Genomic DNA, 19,805 nt, shown 5'->3' on the forward strand with positions numbered 1-19,805 from the left:
AAACGGCGCTCAGCGCATTGGCACGAGGGTCAGTCAGAATGTGTACAGCGGCGAGCGCCTGGCACGACTCAGAGCAGACCGCGCTCTGCACACACCTTGACGATCTGCTCACGCAGCCAGGCGCTGGCCTCTTCCTGGTCAGCCTGCCCGCTCCAGACCATGTCCAGACTGAAACCCGGCAAGTCCGGCGGCAGCTCGAAAACCGAAATCCAAGGCTCATTGCCCAGCAGCGTCTGGATACGTCGTGGCAGCACAAGCATGAAATCAGTGCCTTCCAGCAGCTGCAACGCCGCGCGGTAGCTATCGGCGCGAGCGACGATTTGCCGCTCCAGCCCCTGGCGATGCAACCAGCCCTCGACCATGTTGCTGTCGGATATCCACGGCCTTGGGTACACATGGCGTCGCTCGACGAAGGTTGCCGTGTCGATCAACGCACTCTGGGGCGCGAACCGAGTGTCCATCACGCAGACCAGGTCGTCTTCCAGCAGGACTTGCGAAAACAGGCTTTCAGGCATGTGGTGAAAACCTGGCCCCAGACACAGGACAAGATCGATGCGGCCATCGTTGAGCTGCTCGACTGGCAGTTGCCTGTCCAGTTTCTGCACATTGACTGTCACTGCGAAACCTGCCGCAATGAAGTCGCGCATCAGGTGAGGTAATACCAGCAGCTCGAAATACTCGGGCGCACAGACGTTGAAAGTGGTTGGCCTGCGCGTGGGGTCGAACAGCTTCAGGCCGTCATGGCATAGATTGACGGTCTGCAGGATCAGCTGCACATGATCGTGCATGGCCAACGCCTTGCGGGTCGGGCGCATGCCGTTGCGGGTACTGATGAACAGGTCATCTTCGAAATTGGCGCGCAGCTTTTTCAGGCAGTAACTGACCGTCGACTGGCTGACATGCAACGCATCTGCGACCAGGGTCAGATTGCGTTGTTCATACACCGAGACAAAGACCATCAGGTCCTGCATGTCCAGCTTTCTCAAGGCATTACTGTTGAGCATCGAGGCATCTCGCGGGTGCTGCGACCGGACGATCAGATCTGCGTGAGCAAGATAGCATCAAAATGCAATCAGGCAGCCCTCTTCGCTGGCTATTTCAGGCATTCTGGCGGCGTTCGCTGCAAGACCTGACCTTGTCTGCACGCTTTGCATCGGGCTCAATGGCCTCATCGACACCCAGCCACCAGGTCATGCCGCGACACGGGAATTGCACATAGAACGGCTGCCCCATCATCGGCGTGGTGATCGACACGTTCTGCTCCCAGGCCAGTGCCAGAATCCGGTCGAACGGCTCGTGCCAGGCATGCATCGCCAGGTCGAACGTACCGTTGTGGATCGGCAACAGCCAGCGGCCGCGCAGGTCCAGGTGCGCCTGCAAGGTTTGCTCGGGCTGCATGTGTACCTGCGGCCATTCGACGTTGTAGGCGCCGGTCTCCATCAGGGTCAGATCGAACGGTCCGTATTGCTCGCCAATGGTCTTGAAACCGTCGAAATAACCGGTGTCACCACTGAAAAAGATACGCTGGTCAGCATCGACAATCACCCAGGACGCCCACAAGGTGCGGTTACTGTCGAGCAACGTGCGACCGGAAAAATGCTGGGATGGCGTGGCGACAAACTCGATGCCTTCAACCACGGTGGACTGCCACCAGTCGAGTTGCCGGACCTTGTACGCAGGCACACCCCACTCGATCAGCGTGTCGCCCACGCCCAGCGGCGCCAGGAAGTGCTCGGTCTTGTCGGTCAGGGCCTTGATCGCCATGCGGTCCAGGTGGTCGTAATGGTTGTGCGAAAGAATCACCCCGGTAATCGGCGGCAGGTCTTCCAGGCTGATCGGCGGCTGGTGAAAGCGCTGCGGCCCCGCCCACTGCACGGGCGAAGCGCGCTCGGCAAATACCGGGTCGGTGATCCAGAAGCGGTCGCGCAGCTTCAGCAGCACCGTCGAATGCCCAAGGCGATACACCGTGTTATTCGGCGCCGCGAGCAATTGCTGGCGCGACAGCGGCTGCACCGGAATCTCGCCTGCCGGGCGCGTGTCCTTGGGTTTGTTGAAGGTCTGGTTCCAGAAGATACCGAGCGTGCGGAAAAAACCCAGCGGCTTTACAGGCGCATGATTGCGGTAGCGCCCCTCGTGCCGAGACAGGACAGGCAGTGCAGAGACATCCTTTTTCTGATGGATCGAGGCCATGGTTTGCTGACTCCTGAGGACAGGTTAAGGCTCCAGCCGTGCATACTTTGTACGTGAATCCCGTTGCAGGACGTCCGCTGAAAAATATGTAACAGTGTTTTACACTACACGGTGTAGTTTTAAGCTTGCATGATCCTCGGCGACAAGTAAACTGTCGAGTGTAACTTTCTCTAAACGCACGTTTGAAGCGAACCTATGACCGCACCCATGCGCCTTACCGATCAGAAACGCGAAGCCATTGTTCTGGCAGCCATTGCCGAATTCGGTGACCGTGGCTTCGAGATCACCAGTATGGACCGCATTGCGGCGCGGGCCGAGGTTTCGAAGCGGACGGTCTATAACCATTTCCCGAGCAAGGAAGAGCTGTTCGCGGAAATGCTCCAGCGCCTGTGGAGCTGCGCCCCGCCGCAATCGGAAGTGATCTATCACGCAGACGCCAGCCTGCGCGAGCAATTGCGGGACTTGCTGTGGGGCAAGATGCGTAACCTCACCAACAGCAGTTTCGTTGATCTGGCACGGGTCGTGGTCGGTGCCACCATCCATTCGCCCGAGCGCGCGCAGGTGTGGATGGCCCGCATCAATGAACGCGAAGAAACCTTCAGCGCCTGGATTCGCGCCGCGCAGAAGGACAGTCGTCTGAAGCCTGTCGATCCCGGCTTTGCCGCGACGCAGATGCACGCGCTGCTCAAGTCATTCGCATTCTGGCCACAGGTCACGTTCAACGCACCATTGCTTACCCCCGAAGAGCAAAGCAACGTTGTCGAGTCGGCCCTGAACATGTTCCTCGGCTGGTATGAAGTCACTCGTTGACTCGGCAGATGCGCTCGTTCAACCCAGCACTGTGCCTCGGCACTCGCCAAAACCTATGGACACCTGCCCTTCTCGATGACAACGGGCACGCAGGATCACTTCGTCACCACTTTGCAGAAACGTTCGCTGCTCACCGCCTGGCAACGTAAGCACCTGTTTGCCACCTTCGGTCATCTCCAGCAGGCTGCCGAACTGACCCGGTTGCGGGCCGGACAAGGTGCCGGTGCCCAGCAGATCACCCGGTTGCAGCTTGCAACCGTTGACGCTGTGATGCGCAACCATCTGCGCGACGGTCCAGTACATGTGCAGTGAATTGCTCAGCCCCAATCGATGTGGCACCTGCCCCTGAGCTTTCATCTGCTCAGTGAGCAGCAAGACCTCCAGCTCGATATCCAGCGCACCATTCTGCTGATCGTTCTGATCCAGCAGATACGCCAGCGGCTGCGGATCACCTTCAGGTCGCGGCGGCTGGGGGCTGCGAAACGGTTCGAGGGCTTCGGCGGTCACCACCCAGGGCGAAATAGTGGTCGCAAAGCTCTTGGACAGAAACGGCCCCAACGGCTGGTATTCCCAGGCTTGTATGTCGCGTGCCGACCAGTCGTTGAGCAGGCAGAACCCGGCGATATGCTCGGCGGCGCGATCAATGCCGATGGCGTCGCCTTGCGTATTGCCAGGGCCAATCCAGACGCCCAGTTCCAGTTCGTAATCCAGCCGTTTGCAAGGGCCGAATTCAGGCACTTGCTGACCTGGCGCGAGGGTCTGGCCGTTGGGCCGTTTAATCGGCGTACCGGAGGCGCACAAGGTAGACGCCCGGCCGTGATAGCCGACGGGCACGAACTTGTAGTTAGGCAGCAGCGGATTATCCGGACGGAACAGTTTGCCGACGTTCAGCGCGTGGTGAATGCCAACATAGAAATCGGTGTAGTCGCCGACCCGCGCCGGCATGTGCAACGTGCATTCGTTCATCGGCAGCAGCACGTTCGATACAGCCTGCAAGGCTGCGCGTTGCGGGCTGTCTTCATCGAGCAATTGCAGCAGCGCCGAGCGCAGAATCCGCCGCGTAGCAGCGCCGAGCGCGAAGAAGTCATTGAGTTGATCGCGGCTCGCGACGTCGGCAGCGTGCGCGGCTGGCCCGTGAAAAAAGCCACCTCGCAAAGCCGCGCGCAGATCCACAATCAAATCACCAATCGCCACACCGCCGCACGGCTCGGAGCCCTTGTGGCTGAATACTCCCAGCGGCAGATTCTGTAGCGGAAAATCAGCATGACCGTTGGCTGACGCGACCCAACTACGACGATTCGAAGCGCTGTTCATCAAAACGGTTCCTTGTTGAACGTTCTGGCCATGCCATTCCAGCAGGCATCGTAATCGGCTTGCAGTTGCGGGCAGTCCAGCGCATGCCGACTGGGGCGCAAAACTTTGCCGGTTTCGAACATGAAGGCCATGGTGTTTTCGATTTTGTGGGGTTTCAGGTCCGCAGCGATGGCTTTTTCCGCGGTGACGTTATCCGGGCCATGGGCGCTCATGCAGTTGTGCAGCGACGCGCCGCCTGGCATGAAGCCTTCGGCCTTGGCATCGTAGGCGCCATCGATCAGGCCCATGAACTCGTTCATCTGGTTGCGATGAAACCACGGCGGCCGGAAAGTGTTCTCTGCCACCATCCAGCGCGGCGGGAAGATCACGAAATCGATGTTGGCCTGCCCGTGGAAGACACCTGGCGAGGTCAGCACGGTGAAGATCGACGGGTCCGGGTGATCGTAGCTGACTGTGCCGAGGGTATTGAAACGCCGCAGATCGTATTTGTACGGCACATTGTTGCCATGCCAGCCCACCACGTCGAACGGCGAATGTTCCAGTTGCGTCGCCCACAGTTCGCCGAGGAATTTCTGCACCAGTTGCAGCGGCTCGTCGCGTTCTTCGAACCAGGCCACCGGGGTCAGGAAATCACGCGGGTTGGCCAGCCCGTTGCTGCCGATCGGCCCGAGTTCAGGCAGGCGCAAGGCACAGCCGTGGTTCTCGCAGAGGTAACCGCGTGCGTCGCCATCAAGCAGTTGCACGCTGAATTTCAGACCCCGCGGCAGCACGGCTATTTCCAGTGGCTCGATGTCCAGCAGGCCCAGTTCGGTAATGATCCTCAGCCGCCCTTGCTGCGGCACGATCAGCCATTCGCCATCGGCACTGAAGAATGCGCGCTGCATCGAGGTGTTGGCTGCGTACACGTACACACTGACGCCATCAGCCTGATCCGCCGCCGAGGTGCTGGCCAGAGAAATCAGGCCATCAATGAAGTCGGTGGGTTCGGCCGGCACCTCGAAGGCATTCCAGCGCAGGCGATTGGGGTTGATCGGGCCTTGAGCGCGGCCGACGATCTGCCGGTCCATGCGTTGATAGCGCGGATGGGCTGCGGAGGGCTTGATCCGGTACAGCCAACTGCGTCGGGCTTCGCTACGCGTCACAGTAAAGGCGGTTCCCGAGAATTGCTCGGCGTACAGGCCCAGCGAATGCCTTTGCGGCGAGTTCTGACCCACCGGCAAAGCGCCTGGCAGGGCTTCGCTGCTGAACTGGTTGCCGAAACCGGACTGGTAAACCAGTACGTCGGCGCTGGAATGAATTGCCATCTGGACCTCTTGTTGTTATTCGGTCACGCAGCGGTTAGCGGAATGTCACTTTGCGTAAATTGATTACGATTAACGTAATTTGAGTTTGAAAGCCGGTCAAGCTATAAAAGCTGCCTTTCCAGAGCGGCGCGATGCTCCCATGACCCAAGAAACCGAAAGCCCTGCGGGTGGGCGCCAGCAGAAGGTTCAGGCTGCCGAAACCGGCCTGGGCGTGCTCAAGGCGCTGGCTGAATTGTCGCCTTCCACCTCGCTGTCGAAACTGGCCGAGCATCTGGGCATGCCACCGAGCAAGGTCCACCGTTACCTGCAGGCGCTGATTGCCAGCGGCTTTGCCGAACAGGATGCCGTCAACAACCATTACGGGCTGGGGCGAGAAGCGTTGCAGGTCGGGCTGGCATCGCTGGGCAAGCTGGACGTGCTGAAGGTGTCTGCGCCGTGGCTGGCCAACCTGCGCGACGAACTGAACCAGACCTGCTTCCTGGCCGTGTGGGGCAACAAAGGCCCGACGGTGGTGTACGTCGAACCGTCGAGGGGCGCGGTAACGCTGGTCACGCAGATCGGTTCGGTGCTGCCGCTGCTCAGCTCGTCTACCGGGCTGGTGTTCGACAGCTTTCTGGACAAGCGCGAAACGGCGCTACTGCGCGAGCAGGAAACGCCGCATCTGGATGCTGCTCGACTGCGCGAAATCGAGCGCCACATCGAGCAGATCCGCAGCACCGGCGTCCATCAGATTCAGGGCATGCTGATGCCGGGCATCAACGCGGCGTCCTCGCCCCTATTCGCCATGGGCGACAAGCTGGTGGGGGTGATTACGGTGGTCGGGCCGGGATCAGTGTTGAATGACGCGGCGCAGAGCGTGGCGGCCAGACGTCTTCTGGAAACAGCGATGGCGATCAGCGGGCGTATGGGCGGTGGCACAAGTCCCTGATCCGGTAAAAGGTGAGCGACTGATGGCCACACTCAGCGCGTTACATGCCTGGGTGCAGAAGTCCATCACGCTCAAATATCCGGGATAACGCGTCATACCTTGGCAAGACGACCCGCTCCCTGCACATCATGAATCAATCGACTCTCGACCCGGTTGCGACCTCTGGTTTTAGCGAAGTAGAGGAGTCGATCTGCTTCCTCCAGGGCGGCTGTATACCCCTCTTTCTCGGGTGCGTTGATCGCCACCACGCCCGAACTGATCGTCAGTTTGCCCAGCGGGCTGGCGGAGTGTTCTATACAAGTGTCCGAGATGGATGATTTGACTTTTTCGGCGACGCTCAGCGCCCCCGCCAAATCCGTTTCAGGCAGCAGAATGACGAACTCCTCACCGCCGTAACGTGCTGCGATATGCCCGGCCCGGTTGATACTGCTGCCGATGAGCCCCGCTACCTGCCTCAGGCAGTCGTCACCTCGCAGATGGCCATAGATGTCGTTGTATTGCTTGAACCAGTCAATATCCAACAAGATGATTGCGATAGTCGAGTGCTCCCGGCTTGCTCGTTCCCACTCCTGTTGCAAGGCAGCATCGAAGCCGCGTCGATTGGCCAGATGCGTCAAGCTGTCAGTGTGAGCGATGATCTCCAGCTCGTTTCTAGCGATGTTCAGTTCGCCTTCCGCAGTGATCAACTGCCGGATTTGCCGGTATAACAAGACGCCCAAAAACGCCAAGGCCAGAATAATGATGCCGGTTATGGTCATGGACCGTTGCGCATAAGCCTGCCAGGGCGCCAACACATGCTGGAAGGAGACGCCAGCAGCGGCGACGATGGGTAATCCGGACACCCGCCGATAGGCATATATCCTTTCTACGCCATCGACCACAGACTTGATCGTGGCCGTACCGCTATCGCTGTAAGGCAGATAGCGCGTGAAGATATCGCCCTTGGCCACATTGGTGGTCATCAGTGCGGTCAATGTAGGTCGCCGGGCCAGCAGGTCGCCATTGTTCAGCGCGAGGAAGATGACGCCCTTGTCGTCTACATCCATGCGCTCGAAAAACGTTTGAAAATACGCCACGGGGACCGTAGCCAGGGCGACGCCTGCAAAACTGCCATCAGCAGCGTTGATACGCCGACTGATCGGGATGACCATGTCTCCCGTATTGCGGCTTTGCACAATGGACCCTACGTGGATGGACTCATCCGTGTTATCGCGGTGATAGATGAAGTACCCGCGATCGTCATTGTTTTTCGTCTGTATGCCCTTGGCGGAAGAGTTGGCGACCCAGTTGCCCTGCGCATCGTAGATAAAGAGCCCTTGAAGCGCTTTCACGTTCACCAGGTCTTGAGCCATCAGCTTCGTCAATCGGGCTTGCTGCTCATCTGCGACCCCGTCATGTTCAACACGCTCGACAAGATCGCGCAACGTGTTATCAGCCTGCTTTATCGTGTCCTGGGCTTGCTGCTCCGCGGCAAGAACGATGTTGGAAACCGCAATTCTGGCGGTGGCGACGCGCTCACGTTTGGACTGGTTCATCTGCCAGGCGGTAGCCAGAATCAACGATAGACAGACCAGAACGATGAAGCCAATCAACGCTTTGGTGAGCGCCGAGGCTGTGAGCCTCGTCGACATAAAGGAGAGATGCGTCATAGGGCTGTCATCAAATTGGCGGTAAGACGGCCTATGCAGTTTCCGTACCTTCCAGACACCAGGCCCGGACCCGGGCTTGACGCATACGTTTCTCGGCTGAAAGAGATTTTTACAGGTATCCGCTTTCTGGACGATACAGTTTCTAAGCTGTCTGAAATAGCTGCCGATACGCTACTGAGAGGTGTTGCGATGTATCGAAACTTCCTTTTTTTGCGTGATAAAAGCGCAGGCTGGCAGTTTACTTTCATCGGTGCTGAAGCAGTGACAATCCCGATCAATCGCTTCGCATTTTATGTGCGGTCAGCGTTTAGCGATAACCTCGAATGAGCACTTACCCAGTAAGCGATAACGACGAAGAGCGCATTCAGACGTTGAACGCTTTCGCGTTGATGGATACGCCACCTGAGCACGAATACGATCAGATCGTGCAAATGGCATCGCGCATTTTTGATGCACCCATTGCGCTGGTTTCTTTGGTCCATCGCGACCGACAATTCTTCAAAGCACGAGTCGGCCTCGATGTGTGCGAAACGGGTCGTGATGTCTCGTTTTGTAACTATGCGCTCATGAGCCCTAACGTTTTCTGGGTACCGGATGCGTCGCAGGATGCCAGATTCAGCGCCAACGCTCTGGTTGTCGGAGCGCCCCATATTCGCTTTTACGCGGGTGCGCCGCTGATCACCGCCACCGGTCATGTTTTGGGCAGCCTATGCGTGATCGACAATAAGCCCCGAGCGATATTCCCGGACCGTGACCAGCGTGTTCTTCAGGACCTGGCCGTCATGGTCATTGAAAAAATGGAGTTGCGTCGGCTCCAGCTCGAGAATGAGGACAGTCATACCCGGTTCATGAACATCACGGCGACTTCACCTGATGCCATTATCTGCTCAAACAGCAAAAATCAAATCACCTCATGGAATCAGGCAGCCGAGCTTATTTTCGGGCATACATCCGAAGACGCAGTGGGAAAGCCGCTCGACATCATTATTCCGCCAGAGATGCGCTCCCGACACAATGCAGGTTTCTCGAGGGTGGTCGCCGGCGGCCCGGCCAGCATCATTGGAAAATCCGTCAACCTGACGGCCATACATCGCGACGGCCATAAAATACCCATCGAACTATCGCTTTCGCAATGGAGTGCTGCTGGCGAGCCACAATTCGGGGCGATCATTCGTGACGTCACTCAACGGGTCGCGGCAGACAAACTGCTGAAGCACGCGGCTGAATACGATCATCTGACGGGCCTCGCCAATCGATCAACACTCAAAAGGCGGATCAAGGAGGCGTGTGACGCACAAATATCAGCGGTAATTCTTCTGATAGACCTGGATGGTTTCAAGGATGTCAACGACACGCTGGGCCATGCTGCGGGGGATTTTGTCCTCAAAGTGACATCAAATCGTCTTCGCGAACACGTGCCGACGCTTCATATGGTCGCCCGTCTGGGTGGCGACGAATTTGTAGTCTTCATAGCAGACACCGCAGATCAGCCCAAAGCGATCGAGCTGGGTCTGGCGCTCATTGCAGTCATCGAGGAACCCATAGAGTTTGAAGACAACTCCATTTATATCGGGGCCAGTATCGGCGTGTCCGTAAGGTCGGGCTCCGACTACGATGGGGAGCAAATGCTGGGCAACGCGGATTTGGCGCTCTATCAAGCCAAGTCTGACGGGCGATCCCTGGTGCGTATGTTCACCGCCGAGCATCGACAGACAGCGTCAAAGAGAGGGGCGCTCAGTTCATCAATGCGCCAGGCATGGGCGAACAACGAGTTTGAGCTGTACTACCAACCCCAGATACGACTGGCCGATGGCGCTATTACCGGGGCGGAGGCCCTTATACGATGGAACCATCCGACACTGGGCGTCGTGTCCCCAGCGGTGTTTTTACCTGTTCTGGAAGCAGGCCTTCTCGCGATACCGGTGGGCGAATGGATACTGCGTTCAGCCTGTGAGCAGGCAGCTCAATGGCGAAACAACGGCTGTAACGGGTTCAGGATCGGCGTCAATTTGTTCGCCGCTCAGTTTCGCATGCGCGACTTTGCTGAAATGGTTGAAAGTGCGCTTAACGACTTTTCTTTGCCCGCCTGCTCACTCGAACTGGAAATTACAGAAAACACCATTTTGCGAAACGAGCAGCGAATCATGGAGCCCCTGCGCCACCTTCGCTCATTGGGTGTAGGCATTGCGTTCGATGATTTTGGTACGGGCTATGCGTCCTTGAGCCTTCTGAAAGACTATCCGGTCACCCGCCTGAAGATTGACCGCTCGTTTGTCAGTGGCGTCGAACGCAGCAAAAAAGACGAAGTCATCATCGAGGCTGTTATCAGGCTGGCGGCCGGCTTTAACCTGCAAGTCACTGCAGAAGGCATCGAAACCCGCGAGCAGGAAAATTTGATGCGGCATTACTTGTGCGATGAGGCCCAAGGCTATCTGTATGGTCGTCCTATGACGGCTCATGAATTCACTGCGCGTTATATCTCGAGCCATGAGCAACTATCGGGTGTGCTGGATCATCAATAACGCAGAGCCCGCGTGAGCAGGCTCTTTTAAAACCTCTAGTGCGCCGTCACCGCCGCTCAATCCGGTGTCAATACACCGCGCTGGATCTGGTCGCGTTCGATGGATTCGAACAGTGCCTTGAAGTTGCCTTCGCCGAAGCCGTCGTCGCCCTTGCGCTGAATGAATTCGAAGAACACCGGCCCCATCAGGGTGGCGGAGAATATCTGCAACAGCAGTCGACGTTCGCCGCCCTCCGAGGAGCCGTCCAGCAGGATGCCGCGTGACTTGAGTTCGGCTTCAGGCTCGCCGTGATCAGGCAGACGCCCTTGCAGCATTTCGTAGTACGTGTCCGGCGGTGCCGTCATGAAGCGCATGCCGGTGGCTTTCAGCGCGTCCCAGGTCTGGATCAGGTCATCGGTGAAGAAGGCGACGTGCTGAATGCCTTCACCATTGAACTGCATCAGGAACTCTTCGATCTGCCCGGCGCCTTTCGATGATTCTTCGTTCAGCGGGATGCGGATCATGCCATCCGGCGCGCTCATGGCCTTGGACGTCAGGCCGGTGTATTCGCCCTTGATGTCGAAGTAACGCAGCTCACGAAAGTTGAACAGTTTTTCATAGAAGTTCGCCCAGTAGGCCATGCGACCGCGATACACGTTGTGGGTCAGGTGATCGATGAATTTCAGGCCCGCACCGACCGGATGGCGGTCCACGCCTTCGATGAAATTGAAGTCAATGTCATAGATCGACGTGCCTTCGCCGAACCGGTCGATCAGGTACAACGGCGCGCCACCGATGCCCTTGATCGCTGGCAGGCGCAATTCCATGGGCCCGGTAGCGATTTCCAGCGGTTGCGCGCCCAGTTCCAGCGCCCGGTTGTAGGCCTGCTGGGCGTCCTTGACGCGAAACGCCATGCCGCACACTGATGGACCGTGCTCAGCGGCAAAGTAGGAGGCCAGGCTGTGCGGTTCGTTGTTGAGGATCAGGTTGATCGCGCCCTGGCGGTACAACGTCACATCTTTGGAGCGGTGAGTCGCGACCTTGGTAAAGCCCATCATCTCGAACACAGGCTCAAGGGAATTGGGGGTCGGTGATGCGAACTCGATGAATTCAAAGCCCATCAGGCCCATAGGATTTTCGTAGAGATCAGCCATGACTGGCTCCTTGCAGGAAAGTGAGGGTGAACAAACAACGCATCACTGTCCTGCGGGCGGCGCACACGGAATCCCTCGCACGCTGCGCGCGAGAAAATCACCGAAAATCAGTTGCAGACCAAGAATCTTCATGAGCGCAGCCTACTCCGGCGTGTCCGATTGTGCATCAGGATGTGCCTTTTGAAAGGGCGGGTGCTGCCCGTTGTTATTTTCGTAACCCGATTACGTAATGCGTAAGCTGCGTGATCCATCCAGCGCTGTCAACTCAAGCCGTACGCCGAATGAGCTAGGATGCGATAACCCGATAAAAACAACCCAGGGTGGCTTGATGAATATTCTGTACGACGAACGCATCGATGGCGCGCTGCCGGCTGTCGACAAGCAACACCTGTTGCGTGACCTGCAACGCCTGTTGCCCGATCTGGATATCCTGCATCGCGCCGAAGAGCTGCGGCCTTACGAGTGCGACGGTTTGTCGGCCTATCGCACCACGCCCATGCTCGTGGTCCTGCCGCGCCATCTTGAAGAAGTACAGACGCTGCTCAAGCTGTGCCACGCGCGCGGCGTGCCGGTGGTTGCGCGTGGCGCGGGCACCGGTTTGTCAGGGGGCGCGCTGCCGCTGGAAAAAGGCGTACTGCTGGTGATGGCGCGCTTCAATCAGATCCTCGACATCAACCCCGCCGCGCGCTTGGCACGCGTACAACCTGGCGTGCGCAACCTGGCCATTTCCCAGGCAGCCGCGCCACACGGCTTGTATTACGCGCCGGACCCGTCCTCGCAAATAGCCTGCTCAATCGGCGGCAACGTGGCGGAAAACGCAGGCGGCGTGCATTGCCTTAAATACGGGCTGACCGTGCATAACCTGCTCAAGGTCGACATCCTGACGATTGAGGGAGAGCCCATGACCCTGGGCGGCGACACGCTGGATTCACCGGGCTTCGACTTGCTGGCGCTGTTCACCGGTTCCGAAGGCATGCTTGGCATCATCACTGAAGTCACCGTCAAGCTGCTGCCTCGCCCGCAGGTGGCCAAGGTGCTGCTCGCCGCCTTCGACTCGGTAGAGAAAGCCGGGCGTGCAGTGGCCGATATCATCGCTGCGGGCATTATTCCCGGCGGCCTGGAGATGATGGACAACCTGGCGATCCGTGCCGCCGAGGACTTCATTCACGCAGGCTATCCGGTCGACGCCGAAGCCATTCTGCTGTGCGAACTCGATGGCGTCGAAGCCGATGTGCATGCCGATTGCGAACGCGTCCGCGAGGTGCTGGAGCGCGCTGGCGCCACCGAGGTGCGCCAGGCAAAGGACGAAGCCGAACGCGTTCGTTTCTGGGCCGGACGCAAGAACGCCTTCCCCGCCGTCGGCCGCCTGTCGCCCGACTATTACTGCATGGACGGGACCATCCCGAGGCGCGAACTGCCGGGTGTACTGCGCGGCATCAGCGAGCTTTCCGAGCGATACGGCCTGCGCGTCGCCAATGTGTTCCATGCCGGTGACGGCAACATGCACCCGCTGATCCTGTTCGACGCCAATCAACCCGGCGAACTGGAGCGCGCCGAGGCTCTGGGCGGCAGCATTCTGGAGCTGTGCGTCAAGGTCGGCGGCAGCATCACCGGGGAGCACGGGGTCGGGCGCGAAAAGATCAATCAGATGTGCGCGCAGTTCAACAGCGACGAATTGACCTTTTTCCACGCTATCAAGGCGGCGTTCGACGCCAGCGGCCTGCTCAATCCCGGCAAGAACATTCCGACCCTGCAGCGCTGTGCGGAATTCGGCGCCATGCACATTCACGCCGGGCAGTTGCCCTTTCCTGAACTGGAGCGTTTCTGATGAACGACAAGGATGCCAGCCAGACGCTGCTCGAACAGGTCAGCCAGGCGCTGCATGACGCTACGCCGCTGCGCATTCAAGGCGGCAACAGCAAGGCGTTTCTCGGCCGCCCGGTGACCGGAGAACCCCTCGATACTCGCGAACATCGAGGCATCGTCAGCTATGACCCCACCGAACTGGTGATCACCGCCCGCGCCGGCACGCCGTTGAGCGAAATGATGCAGGCGCTGGACGCGGCGGGCCAGATGTTGCCCTGCGAGCCACCTGATTCTGGCACCGCGACGCTTGGCGGCATGGTCGCTGCCGGGTTGTCAGGACCGCGCCGCCCATGGAGCGGATCGGTGCGCGACTTCGTACTGGGCACGCGGGTCATCACCGGCCTTGGCAAGCACCTGCGCTTCGGCGGCGAAGTCATGAAAAACGTCGCTGGCTATGACGTCTCGCGTCTGATGGCTGGCAGTTTCGGCTGCCTCGGGCTGTTGACCGAAGTGTCGCTCAAGGTGCTGCCCAAACCACGCCTGTGCAGCAGCATCGCACTGGAGATGGACAGCGCCCGCGCCCTGAACTGCCTGACGGAATGGGGCCAGCAACCCATGCCGATCAGCGCCGCCAGCCAAGACGGCCGGGTGTTGCGGTTGCGTCTTGAGGGCGGCGAAGGATCGGTGGCGGCAGCGCATCAGCGACTCGGCGGCGAACTGATCGACGCCGCGTACTGGCAGCAATTGAACGAGCAGCGCCTGGCGTTTTTCGAAGACCCTCGCCCCTTGTGGCGCATTTGCGTGCCTGCCGACACCGGCGTGCTGGGCCTACCGGGCGAGCAATTGATCGATTGGGGCGGCGCGCAACGCTGGCTGAAATCAGACGCTGACAGCGAGGTCATTCGAACCATGGCGACCACTGTCGGCGGGCACGCGACCTGTTACGCCAGAACCACGTCGACAGCCCTTTTCAGCCCTTGACCCTGCCGCTGCTGCGCTATCACCAGGCACTCAAGACCCGGCTCGACCCACAGGGCATTTTCAACCCCGGCCGACTGTACGCGGAGCTTTGAAGCATGCAGACCACCTTGAGCGAACACGCCAGAACTCTGCCGCGCGCCGAAGAAGCCGAGCGCATCCTGCGCAGTTGCGTGCATTGCGGTTTCTGCAATGCCACCTGCCCCACCTATCAATTGCTGGGCGACGAACTGGACGGCCCGCGCGGGCGGATCTATCTGATCAAGCAGGTGCTGGAAGGCCACGAGGTCACCGCGAAAACCCAACTGCACCTGGACCGCTGCCTGAGCTGCCGCAACTGCGAAACCACCTGCCCGTCCGGGGTCGATTACCACAACCTGCTGGACATCGGACGCGCGGCGGTGGACGCCGTTGTGCCGCGTTCACCAGGCCAACGATTGCTGCGCGAAGGCTTGCGCCGGATCGTGCCCAACGCCGGCCTGTTCAAGGCGCTGATCGGGCTGGGCACTGCTTTTCGCCCACTGCTGCCGGGCAACCTGCAAGACAAGCTGCCTGCCACGACGCAGGCGGCCGGTTTGCGTCCGGTTCCACGCCACGCGCGGCGGGTGCTGATGCTTGAAGGCTGCGTGCAGCCCGGCCTGTCACCCAATACCAACGCGGCAACGGCGCGCGTGCTGGACCGTATGGGCATCAGCGTCAGCCCGGTCGGCGAGGCAGGCTGTTGCGGTGCGGTGGATTATCATCTGAACGCACAGGATGCAGGCCTTGATCGCGCACGACGCAATATCGACGCCTGGTGGCCAGCCATCGAAGACGGTGCCGAAAGTATCGTCCAGACGGCCAGCGGTTGCGGGGCGTTCATCAAGGATTACGGCCATCTGCTGCGCAACGACCCGCGCTATGCGAACAAAGCCGCCGTTGTCAGCGCCCGGGCAAAGGATCTGGTCGAAGTGCTGCGCGACGAGCCGCTGGAAGCCCTTGGCCTGAAAGCGGACACCCGGCTGGCGTTTCACTGCCCGTGTACCTTGCAGCATGCCCAGAAACTCGGCGGCGAGGTCGAGCGTGTTCTGGTGCGACTGGGTTTCAACCTGACCAGCGTGCCGGACAGTCATCTATGCTGTGGTTCGGCGGGCACTTATTCCATGACCCAACCGCTGTTGGCACGCCAGTTACGCGACAACCGCATGCACGCGCTGGAAAGCGGCAAGCCACAGGTCATCGCCACGGCCAACATCGGCTGCCAGACTCACCTGGCAAGCGCCAAGCGAACGCCCGTGCGGCACTGGATCGAACTGATTGATGAGGCCATTGGCACTCCTGAATCGCGCTGAACTCCTATTGAATAACCCCTGCTACGGAGCACCCTCATGAAAATCAAAGCCGTCCTCACCCAGACCGAAGTCAGCCTGATGCTTGGCGCTGCGCGTGACGAAGCCCAGGCCAATGGCTGGGCGGTGTCCATCGCGATTGTCGACGACGGCGGCCATCTGTTGGCATTCGAGCGACTGGACGATGCTGCGCCGATCAGCAGCTACATCTCGATTGAAAAGGCCCGCACCTCGGCACTGGGCAAACGCGAATCCAAGGGCTACGAAGACATGGTCAACGGCGGCCGCAGCGCATTCCTCAGTGCTCCGCTGCTGACCTCGCTGGAAGGCGGCGTGCCGGTCATCGTCGACGGTCAGGTGATCGGTGCAGTGGGTGTTTCCGGTGTGAAAGCCGAGCAGGATGCCCAGGTGGCCAAAGCCGGCATTGCCGCGCTGAATGCCGACTGATGAAGACTGCCCGTCAGACAACAAAATAGCGTGACCTCTACACGGAGCCCACTGAATGACCGATTTCGTCACATGCCACCGCCTCAAGGTAGCCGTCAATCTGCACCGATTCATCGAAGAGGAAGTATTGCCCGGCACCGGCCTGGACCCGGCAGCATTCTGGGAAGGTTTCGATGCGCTGGTTCACGACCTTGTCCCGCGCAACCGCGAACTGCTCGCTGAACGCAAGCGCTTGCAGGCCGAGCTGGACAAGTGGCACAAGGCGCATCCAGGCCCCATCAGTGATATGCCCGCGTACCGCGACTTTTTGAGTTCGATCGGCTATCTGCAGCCCGTGCCACAACAGGTCAGTGCGACCACCGCCAATGTCGATCTGGAAATCAGCGACCAGGCCGGTCCGCAACTGGTCGTGCCTGCCAGCAATGCCCGTTATGCGCTCAACGCGGCGAACGCACGCTGGGGTTCGCTGTACGATGCCCTGTATGGCAGCGATGTGATTTCCACCGCCAACGGCGCTGAGATCCGTGCCGGTTACAACCCGTTGCGCGGTGCCAAGGTGATTGCCTTTGCCCGTCACCTGCTTGACGCCAGTGCGCCACTTGCCCATGGCAGCCATAGCCATGCCAGCAGGTATCACATCGAAGACAGCGAACTGCGCATCACCTTGGCCGATGGCTCGGCGACGGTTCTGCAACAACCGGAAAAGTATCTCGGTTTCAAAGGCGAACCGGGCCAGCCAGAAGCGATTCTGCTCAAGCACCACGGTTTGCATATCGAGATCCAGTTCGATCCACAGCACCCGGTCGGCAGCACGGACGCTGCCGGAATCAAGGACCTGCTGCTGGAGTCGGCCCTCTCGACCATTATCGATTGCGAAGACTCGGTCGCCGCCGTGGATGCCGACGACAAGGTGTTGGTCTACCGCAACTGGCTGGGCCTGATGAAGGGCGACCTGAGCGAAATACTGGACAAGGGCGGCAAGCCTGTCACCCGTCGCCTCAACCCTGACCGCACCTACCACGCAGCGTCCGGTGGCAAAATCACGTTGCGAGGGCGCGCGCTGCTGTTCATTCGTAACGTGGGCCATTTAATGACCCATCCGGCTATTGTCGATCAGGACGCTCAGCAGATTCCCGAAGGCATCCTCGACGGAGTGATCACCAGCCTGATTGGTTTGCACGACCTGAGCCGCCGCGGCAATTCACGGGCGGGCAGCATTTATATCGTCAAACCGAAAATGCACGGACCGGCCGAAGTGGCATTCGCCGATCAGTTGTTCAGCAGCATCGAGGACCTGCTCAAGCTGCCGCGCAACACCCTGAAAATGGGCATCATGGACGAAGAGCGACGCACCAGTGTCAACCTCAAGGCCTGCATCGAGGCTGCGGCGGCACGGGTGGCGTTCATCAATACCGGTTTCCTCGACCGGACCGGCGATGAAATCCACAGCGCCATGCAGGCCGGTCCGGTACTGCGCAAGGGCGAGATGAAAAACGCTGCGTGGATCAAGGCGTACGAACGCAACAACGTGCTGGTCGGCCTGGCGTGCGGCCTGCGCGGTCGGGCGCAGATCGGCAAGGGCATGTGGGCGATGCCTGATCGCATGGCCGACATGCTGGAACAGAAAATCGCTCACCCCACATCCGGCGCGACGACCGCCTGGGTGCCCTCACCTACCGCCGCTACGCTGCATGCCTTGCATTACCAACAGGTCGATGTCGCCCAGATCCAGCAAAAGCTCGAGCAACAGGCACTGACCGACCACAGTGATCCCTTTCTCGACGACTTGCTGAGCATTCCGGTGGTGGCCAAACCCGAATGGACCCACGAGCAGATTATCGAAGAGCTGGAAAACAACGCTCAGGGCCTGCTTGGCTATGTGGTGCGCTGGATCGAACAGGGTATCGGCTGTTCCAAGGTGCCGGACATCCATAACGTCGGCCTGATGGAAGACCGGGCGACGCTGCGTATTTCCAGTCAGCACATGGCCAACTGGCTGCTGCACGATATTGTAGGCAAGGAAGACCTGCAGAACGTGCTGGAGCGCATGGCCAAGGTGGTGGACAAACAGAACGCCGGGGATTCGCATTACCGCCCCATGGCCAGAGACTTCAAGAACTCCAGTGCATTCAAGGCCGCGTGCGCCCTGGTGTTCAAAGGTGTCGAACAGCCATCCGGGTATACCGAGCCGCTGCTGCATGAGTTCCGGCTTACCTTCAAGCAACCGGACTGAGCACACCGACAGCCACCCCAACGCCGAATACGTGCTCGTGCCCTACTGTCGGGGACGAGCAAGTATTCGGCGTGAAAATCAAAGCAATGCAATAGCTCGCTGTACCGCGGGAGGTTTACAGCGTGTAAATGGAAATCCAGTTCATATCGGCATGGGTCGTGTAGATGTAGCTGCCCGACTTGTTCAACGCCGAGCTACCCGCTGAAGGGAAACACGCGATACAGGTTGTGATCCCCTTCACCGTATCGATTCTGTATACGTCGTAATCGCGGGTGTAAACGGCGTAGACGTAGCGATTATCCGGGGAAATACCCACGACTTTGACCGGATAACCCTCCTCTCCCAGCGTTTCCCGACAGATCATCCTGTGGGTGGTGGCGTCCACAACATAGACCTCATCGATACCGCCGACGTACAACAGGTCACCCCCGGAACTGATGACCATCGAACGAGGGTCGGCAAAGCCGGGAATATCATCCTGCATGTAATCGAGCGTACCGATGGCCGAAACATCCGTGGGCGCCTGTCGATCCAGCACGGTCGTGGCGTAAATCCGATTGCTCTCGGGATTGACCGCCAGCGCCAGTGAAGCCATGGACAGAGAGCCCAGATCGAAATCGTTTTCGACCGTGTAGTTTTCCGTTTCAATAATCCTGATCAGCCCCCCTGCCGCGTCCTGAAAAGACAGGCAGATGAATCGGCCGTCCGGGCTGCACAGGATCCTGTTCACGCTGACCGCCGGGATGATGCGGATCACTTCACGCAAGGCGGTATCGACCACGTAACATTTCTTCTGGCCGATGGTGTAGAGCCGCTTTCCATCAGGACTGAGCGTGATAGCACCTGACCCTGCTCGCTTTACGGTACCCACCACACTGGATGAGTCGATATCGACCACGCTGATTTGGTTACCGCTTTCGTGGGCGACATACAGGGTTGTTTCATCCGGGCTGATGACGATCTCTGCGGGCATGAAGTCCAGCGGAATGATGCCGGTCAACCACGCAATATCGAGGGCTATGCCTGCACTGACCGGGTTGGCGATATGAATCAAAGCGCTAACGTCCTGAGATGCTCTTTTGTGCATTTTTTCCCACCAGTCAATAGGTCTTGCAAGACGGCCAGAATGGGGACTGGATACCCGGAAAGGTCCCCATCATTCA

At 59.2% G+C, this 19,805-nt stretch carries 15 protein-coding genes and 1 pseudogene; 9 read left to right on the plus strand and 7 right to left on the minus strand.

The window, feature by feature from the left end; all coding sequences use genetic code 11:
• Positions 1 to 68: 68 nt before the first annotated feature.
• Together I9H07_RS14560 and I9H07_RS14565 are read right to left on the minus strand one after the other, a co-directional pair.
• Positions 69 to 1,004: a LysR family transcriptional regulator gene (locus tag I9H07_RS14560; protein WP_236424318.1), complete on the minus strand. Its 936-nt coding sequence runs from the start codon at positions 1,002 to 1,004 to the stop codon at positions 69 to 71.
• Between the two features lie 94 nt (positions 1,005 to 1,098).
• On the minus strand, positions 1,099 to 2,190 hold the full coding sequence (locus I9H07_RS14565; protein ID WP_236424316.1) for an MBL fold metallo-hydrolase: 1,092 nt from the start codon (positions 2,188 to 2,190) through the stop codon (positions 1,099 to 1,101).
• 195 nt (positions 2,191 to 2,385) lie between these two features.
• On the opposite strand from I9H07_RS14565, the gene I9H07_RS14570 reads away from it, so the two are divergent.
• Entirely contained in the window at positions 2,386 to 3,000 is a 615-nt protein-coding gene (locus tag I9H07_RS14570) for a TetR/AcrR family transcriptional regulator (RefSeq protein WP_024675131.1), read from the plus strand.
• An 18-nt stretch (positions 3,001 to 3,018) separates the two neighbouring features.
• On the opposite strand, the gene fahA is transcribed toward I9H07_RS14570, so the two are convergent.
• Positions 3,019 to 4,314 carry a fumarylacetoacetase gene (gene fahA / locus I9H07_RS14575; RefSeq protein WP_058391875.1) on the minus strand — a complete coding sequence of 432 codons (1,296 nt, stop codon included), beginning with the start codon at positions 4,312 to 4,314 and terminating at the stop codon, positions 3,019 to 3,021.
• The gene (gene hmgA, locus I9H07_RS14580) at positions 4,314 to 5,618 is read right to left on the minus strand and encodes a homogentisate 1,2-dioxygenase (protein WP_236424314.1); all 1,305 of its coding nucleotides are present in this window, start codon (positions 5,616 to 5,618) and stop codon (positions 4,314 to 4,316) included. Before hmgA ends, fahA begins: the two co-directional genes overlap by 1 nt.
• Before the next feature lie 139 nt (positions 5,619 to 5,757).
• On the opposite strand from hmgA, the gene I9H07_RS14585 reads away from it, so the two are divergent.
• Positions 5,758 to 6,546, plus strand: a complete 789-nt coding sequence (locus tag I9H07_RS14585; protein ID WP_024675134.1) for an IclR family transcriptional regulator — start codon at positions 5,758 to 5,760, stop codon at positions 6,544 to 6,546.
• 92 nt (positions 6,547 to 6,638) lie between these two features.
• On the opposite strand, the gene I9H07_RS14590 is transcribed toward I9H07_RS14585, so the two are convergent.
• The gene (locus I9H07_RS14590) at positions 6,639 to 8,195 is read right to left on the minus strand and encodes a sensor domain-containing diguanylate cyclase (protein ID WP_058825044.1); all 1,557 of its coding nucleotides are present in this window, start codon (positions 8,193 to 8,195) and stop codon (positions 6,639 to 6,641) included.
• Between the two features lie 33 nt (positions 8,196 to 8,228).
• Here I9H07_RS14590 and I9H07_RS14595 point away from each other — a divergent pair, with 33 nt between their 5' ends.
• On the plus strand, positions 8,229 to 8,522 hold the full coding sequence (locus tag I9H07_RS14595; RefSeq protein WP_236424312.1) for a hypothetical protein: 294 nt from the start codon (positions 8,229 to 8,231) through the stop codon (positions 8,520 to 8,522).
• Positions 8,519 to 10,717 (plus strand): putative bifunctional diguanylate cyclase/phosphodiesterase, encoded by a 2,199-nt coding sequence (locus tag I9H07_RS14600; RefSeq protein ID WP_024675137.1) that lies wholly within the window; start codon positions 8,519 to 8,521, stop codon positions 10,715 to 10,717. Before I9H07_RS14595 ends, I9H07_RS14600 begins: the two co-directional genes overlap by 4 nt.
• 56 nt (positions 10,718 to 10,773) lie before the next feature.
• Here the strand turns inward: I9H07_RS14600 and hppD are convergent, their stop codons facing one another.
• Positions 10,774 to 11,850 carry a 4-hydroxyphenylpyruvate dioxygenase gene (gene hppD / locus I9H07_RS14605; protein ID WP_024675138.1) on the minus strand — a complete coding sequence of 359 codons (1,077 nt, stop codon included), beginning with the start codon at positions 11,848 to 11,850 and terminating at the stop codon, positions 10,774 to 10,776.
• Positions 11,851 to 12,178: 328 nt separating this feature from the next.
• On the opposite strand from hppD, the gene glcD reads away from it, so the two are divergent.
• The 5 genes and pseudogenes from glcD to I9H07_RS14630 all read left to right on the plus strand — a co-directional run bounded on the left by glcD (position 12,179) and on the right by I9H07_RS14630 (position 18,642).
• On the plus strand, positions 12,179 to 13,678 hold the full coding sequence (gene glcD / locus I9H07_RS14610) for a glycolate oxidase subunit GlcD (RefSeq protein WP_024675139.1): 1,500 nt from the start codon (positions 12,179 to 12,181) through the stop codon (positions 13,676 to 13,678).
• Positions 13,678 to 14,729, plus strand: a pseudogene (glcE, locus tag I9H07_RS14615) (glycolate oxidase subunit GlcE). Before glcD ends, glcE begins: the two are co-directional and overlap by 1 nt.
• Positions 14,730 to 14,732: 3 nt before the next feature.
• Positions 14,733 to 15,965 (plus strand): glycolate oxidase subunit GlcF, encoded by a 1,233-nt coding sequence (gene glcF, locus I9H07_RS14620; RefSeq protein ID WP_024675141.1) that lies wholly within the window; start codon positions 14,733 to 14,735, stop codon positions 15,963 to 15,965.
• A gap of 36 nt (positions 15,966 to 16,001) precedes the next feature.
• Complete coding sequence (locus I9H07_RS14625; RefSeq protein ID WP_024675142.1) at positions 16,002 to 16,409, plus strand: heme-binding protein; 408 nt, start codon at positions 16,002 to 16,004, stop codon at positions 16,407 to 16,409.
• A 55-nt stretch (positions 16,410 to 16,464) separates the two neighbouring features.
• Positions 16,465 to 18,642 carry a malate synthase G gene (locus I9H07_RS14630; RefSeq protein ID WP_236424310.1) on the plus strand — a complete coding sequence of 726 codons (2,178 nt, stop codon included), beginning with the start codon at positions 16,465 to 16,467 and terminating at the stop codon, positions 18,640 to 18,642.
• 115 nt (positions 18,643 to 18,757) lie between these two features.
• Here the strand turns inward: I9H07_RS14630 and I9H07_RS14635 are convergent, their stop codons facing one another.
• Positions 18,758 to 19,729, minus strand: coding sequence for a YncE family protein (locus tag I9H07_RS14635; RefSeq protein WP_024675144.1), 972 nt, complete (start codon positions 19,727 to 19,729; stop codon positions 18,758 to 18,760).
• Positions 19,730 to 19,805 lie beyond the last annotated feature (76 nt).

It is taken from the genome of Pseudomonas syringae (assembly GCF_023278085.1).
In the GTDB taxonomy this organism is placed as follows: Bacteria; Pseudomonadota; Gammaproteobacteria; order Pseudomonadales; family Pseudomonadaceae; genus Aquipseudomonas; species Aquipseudomonas syringae_Q.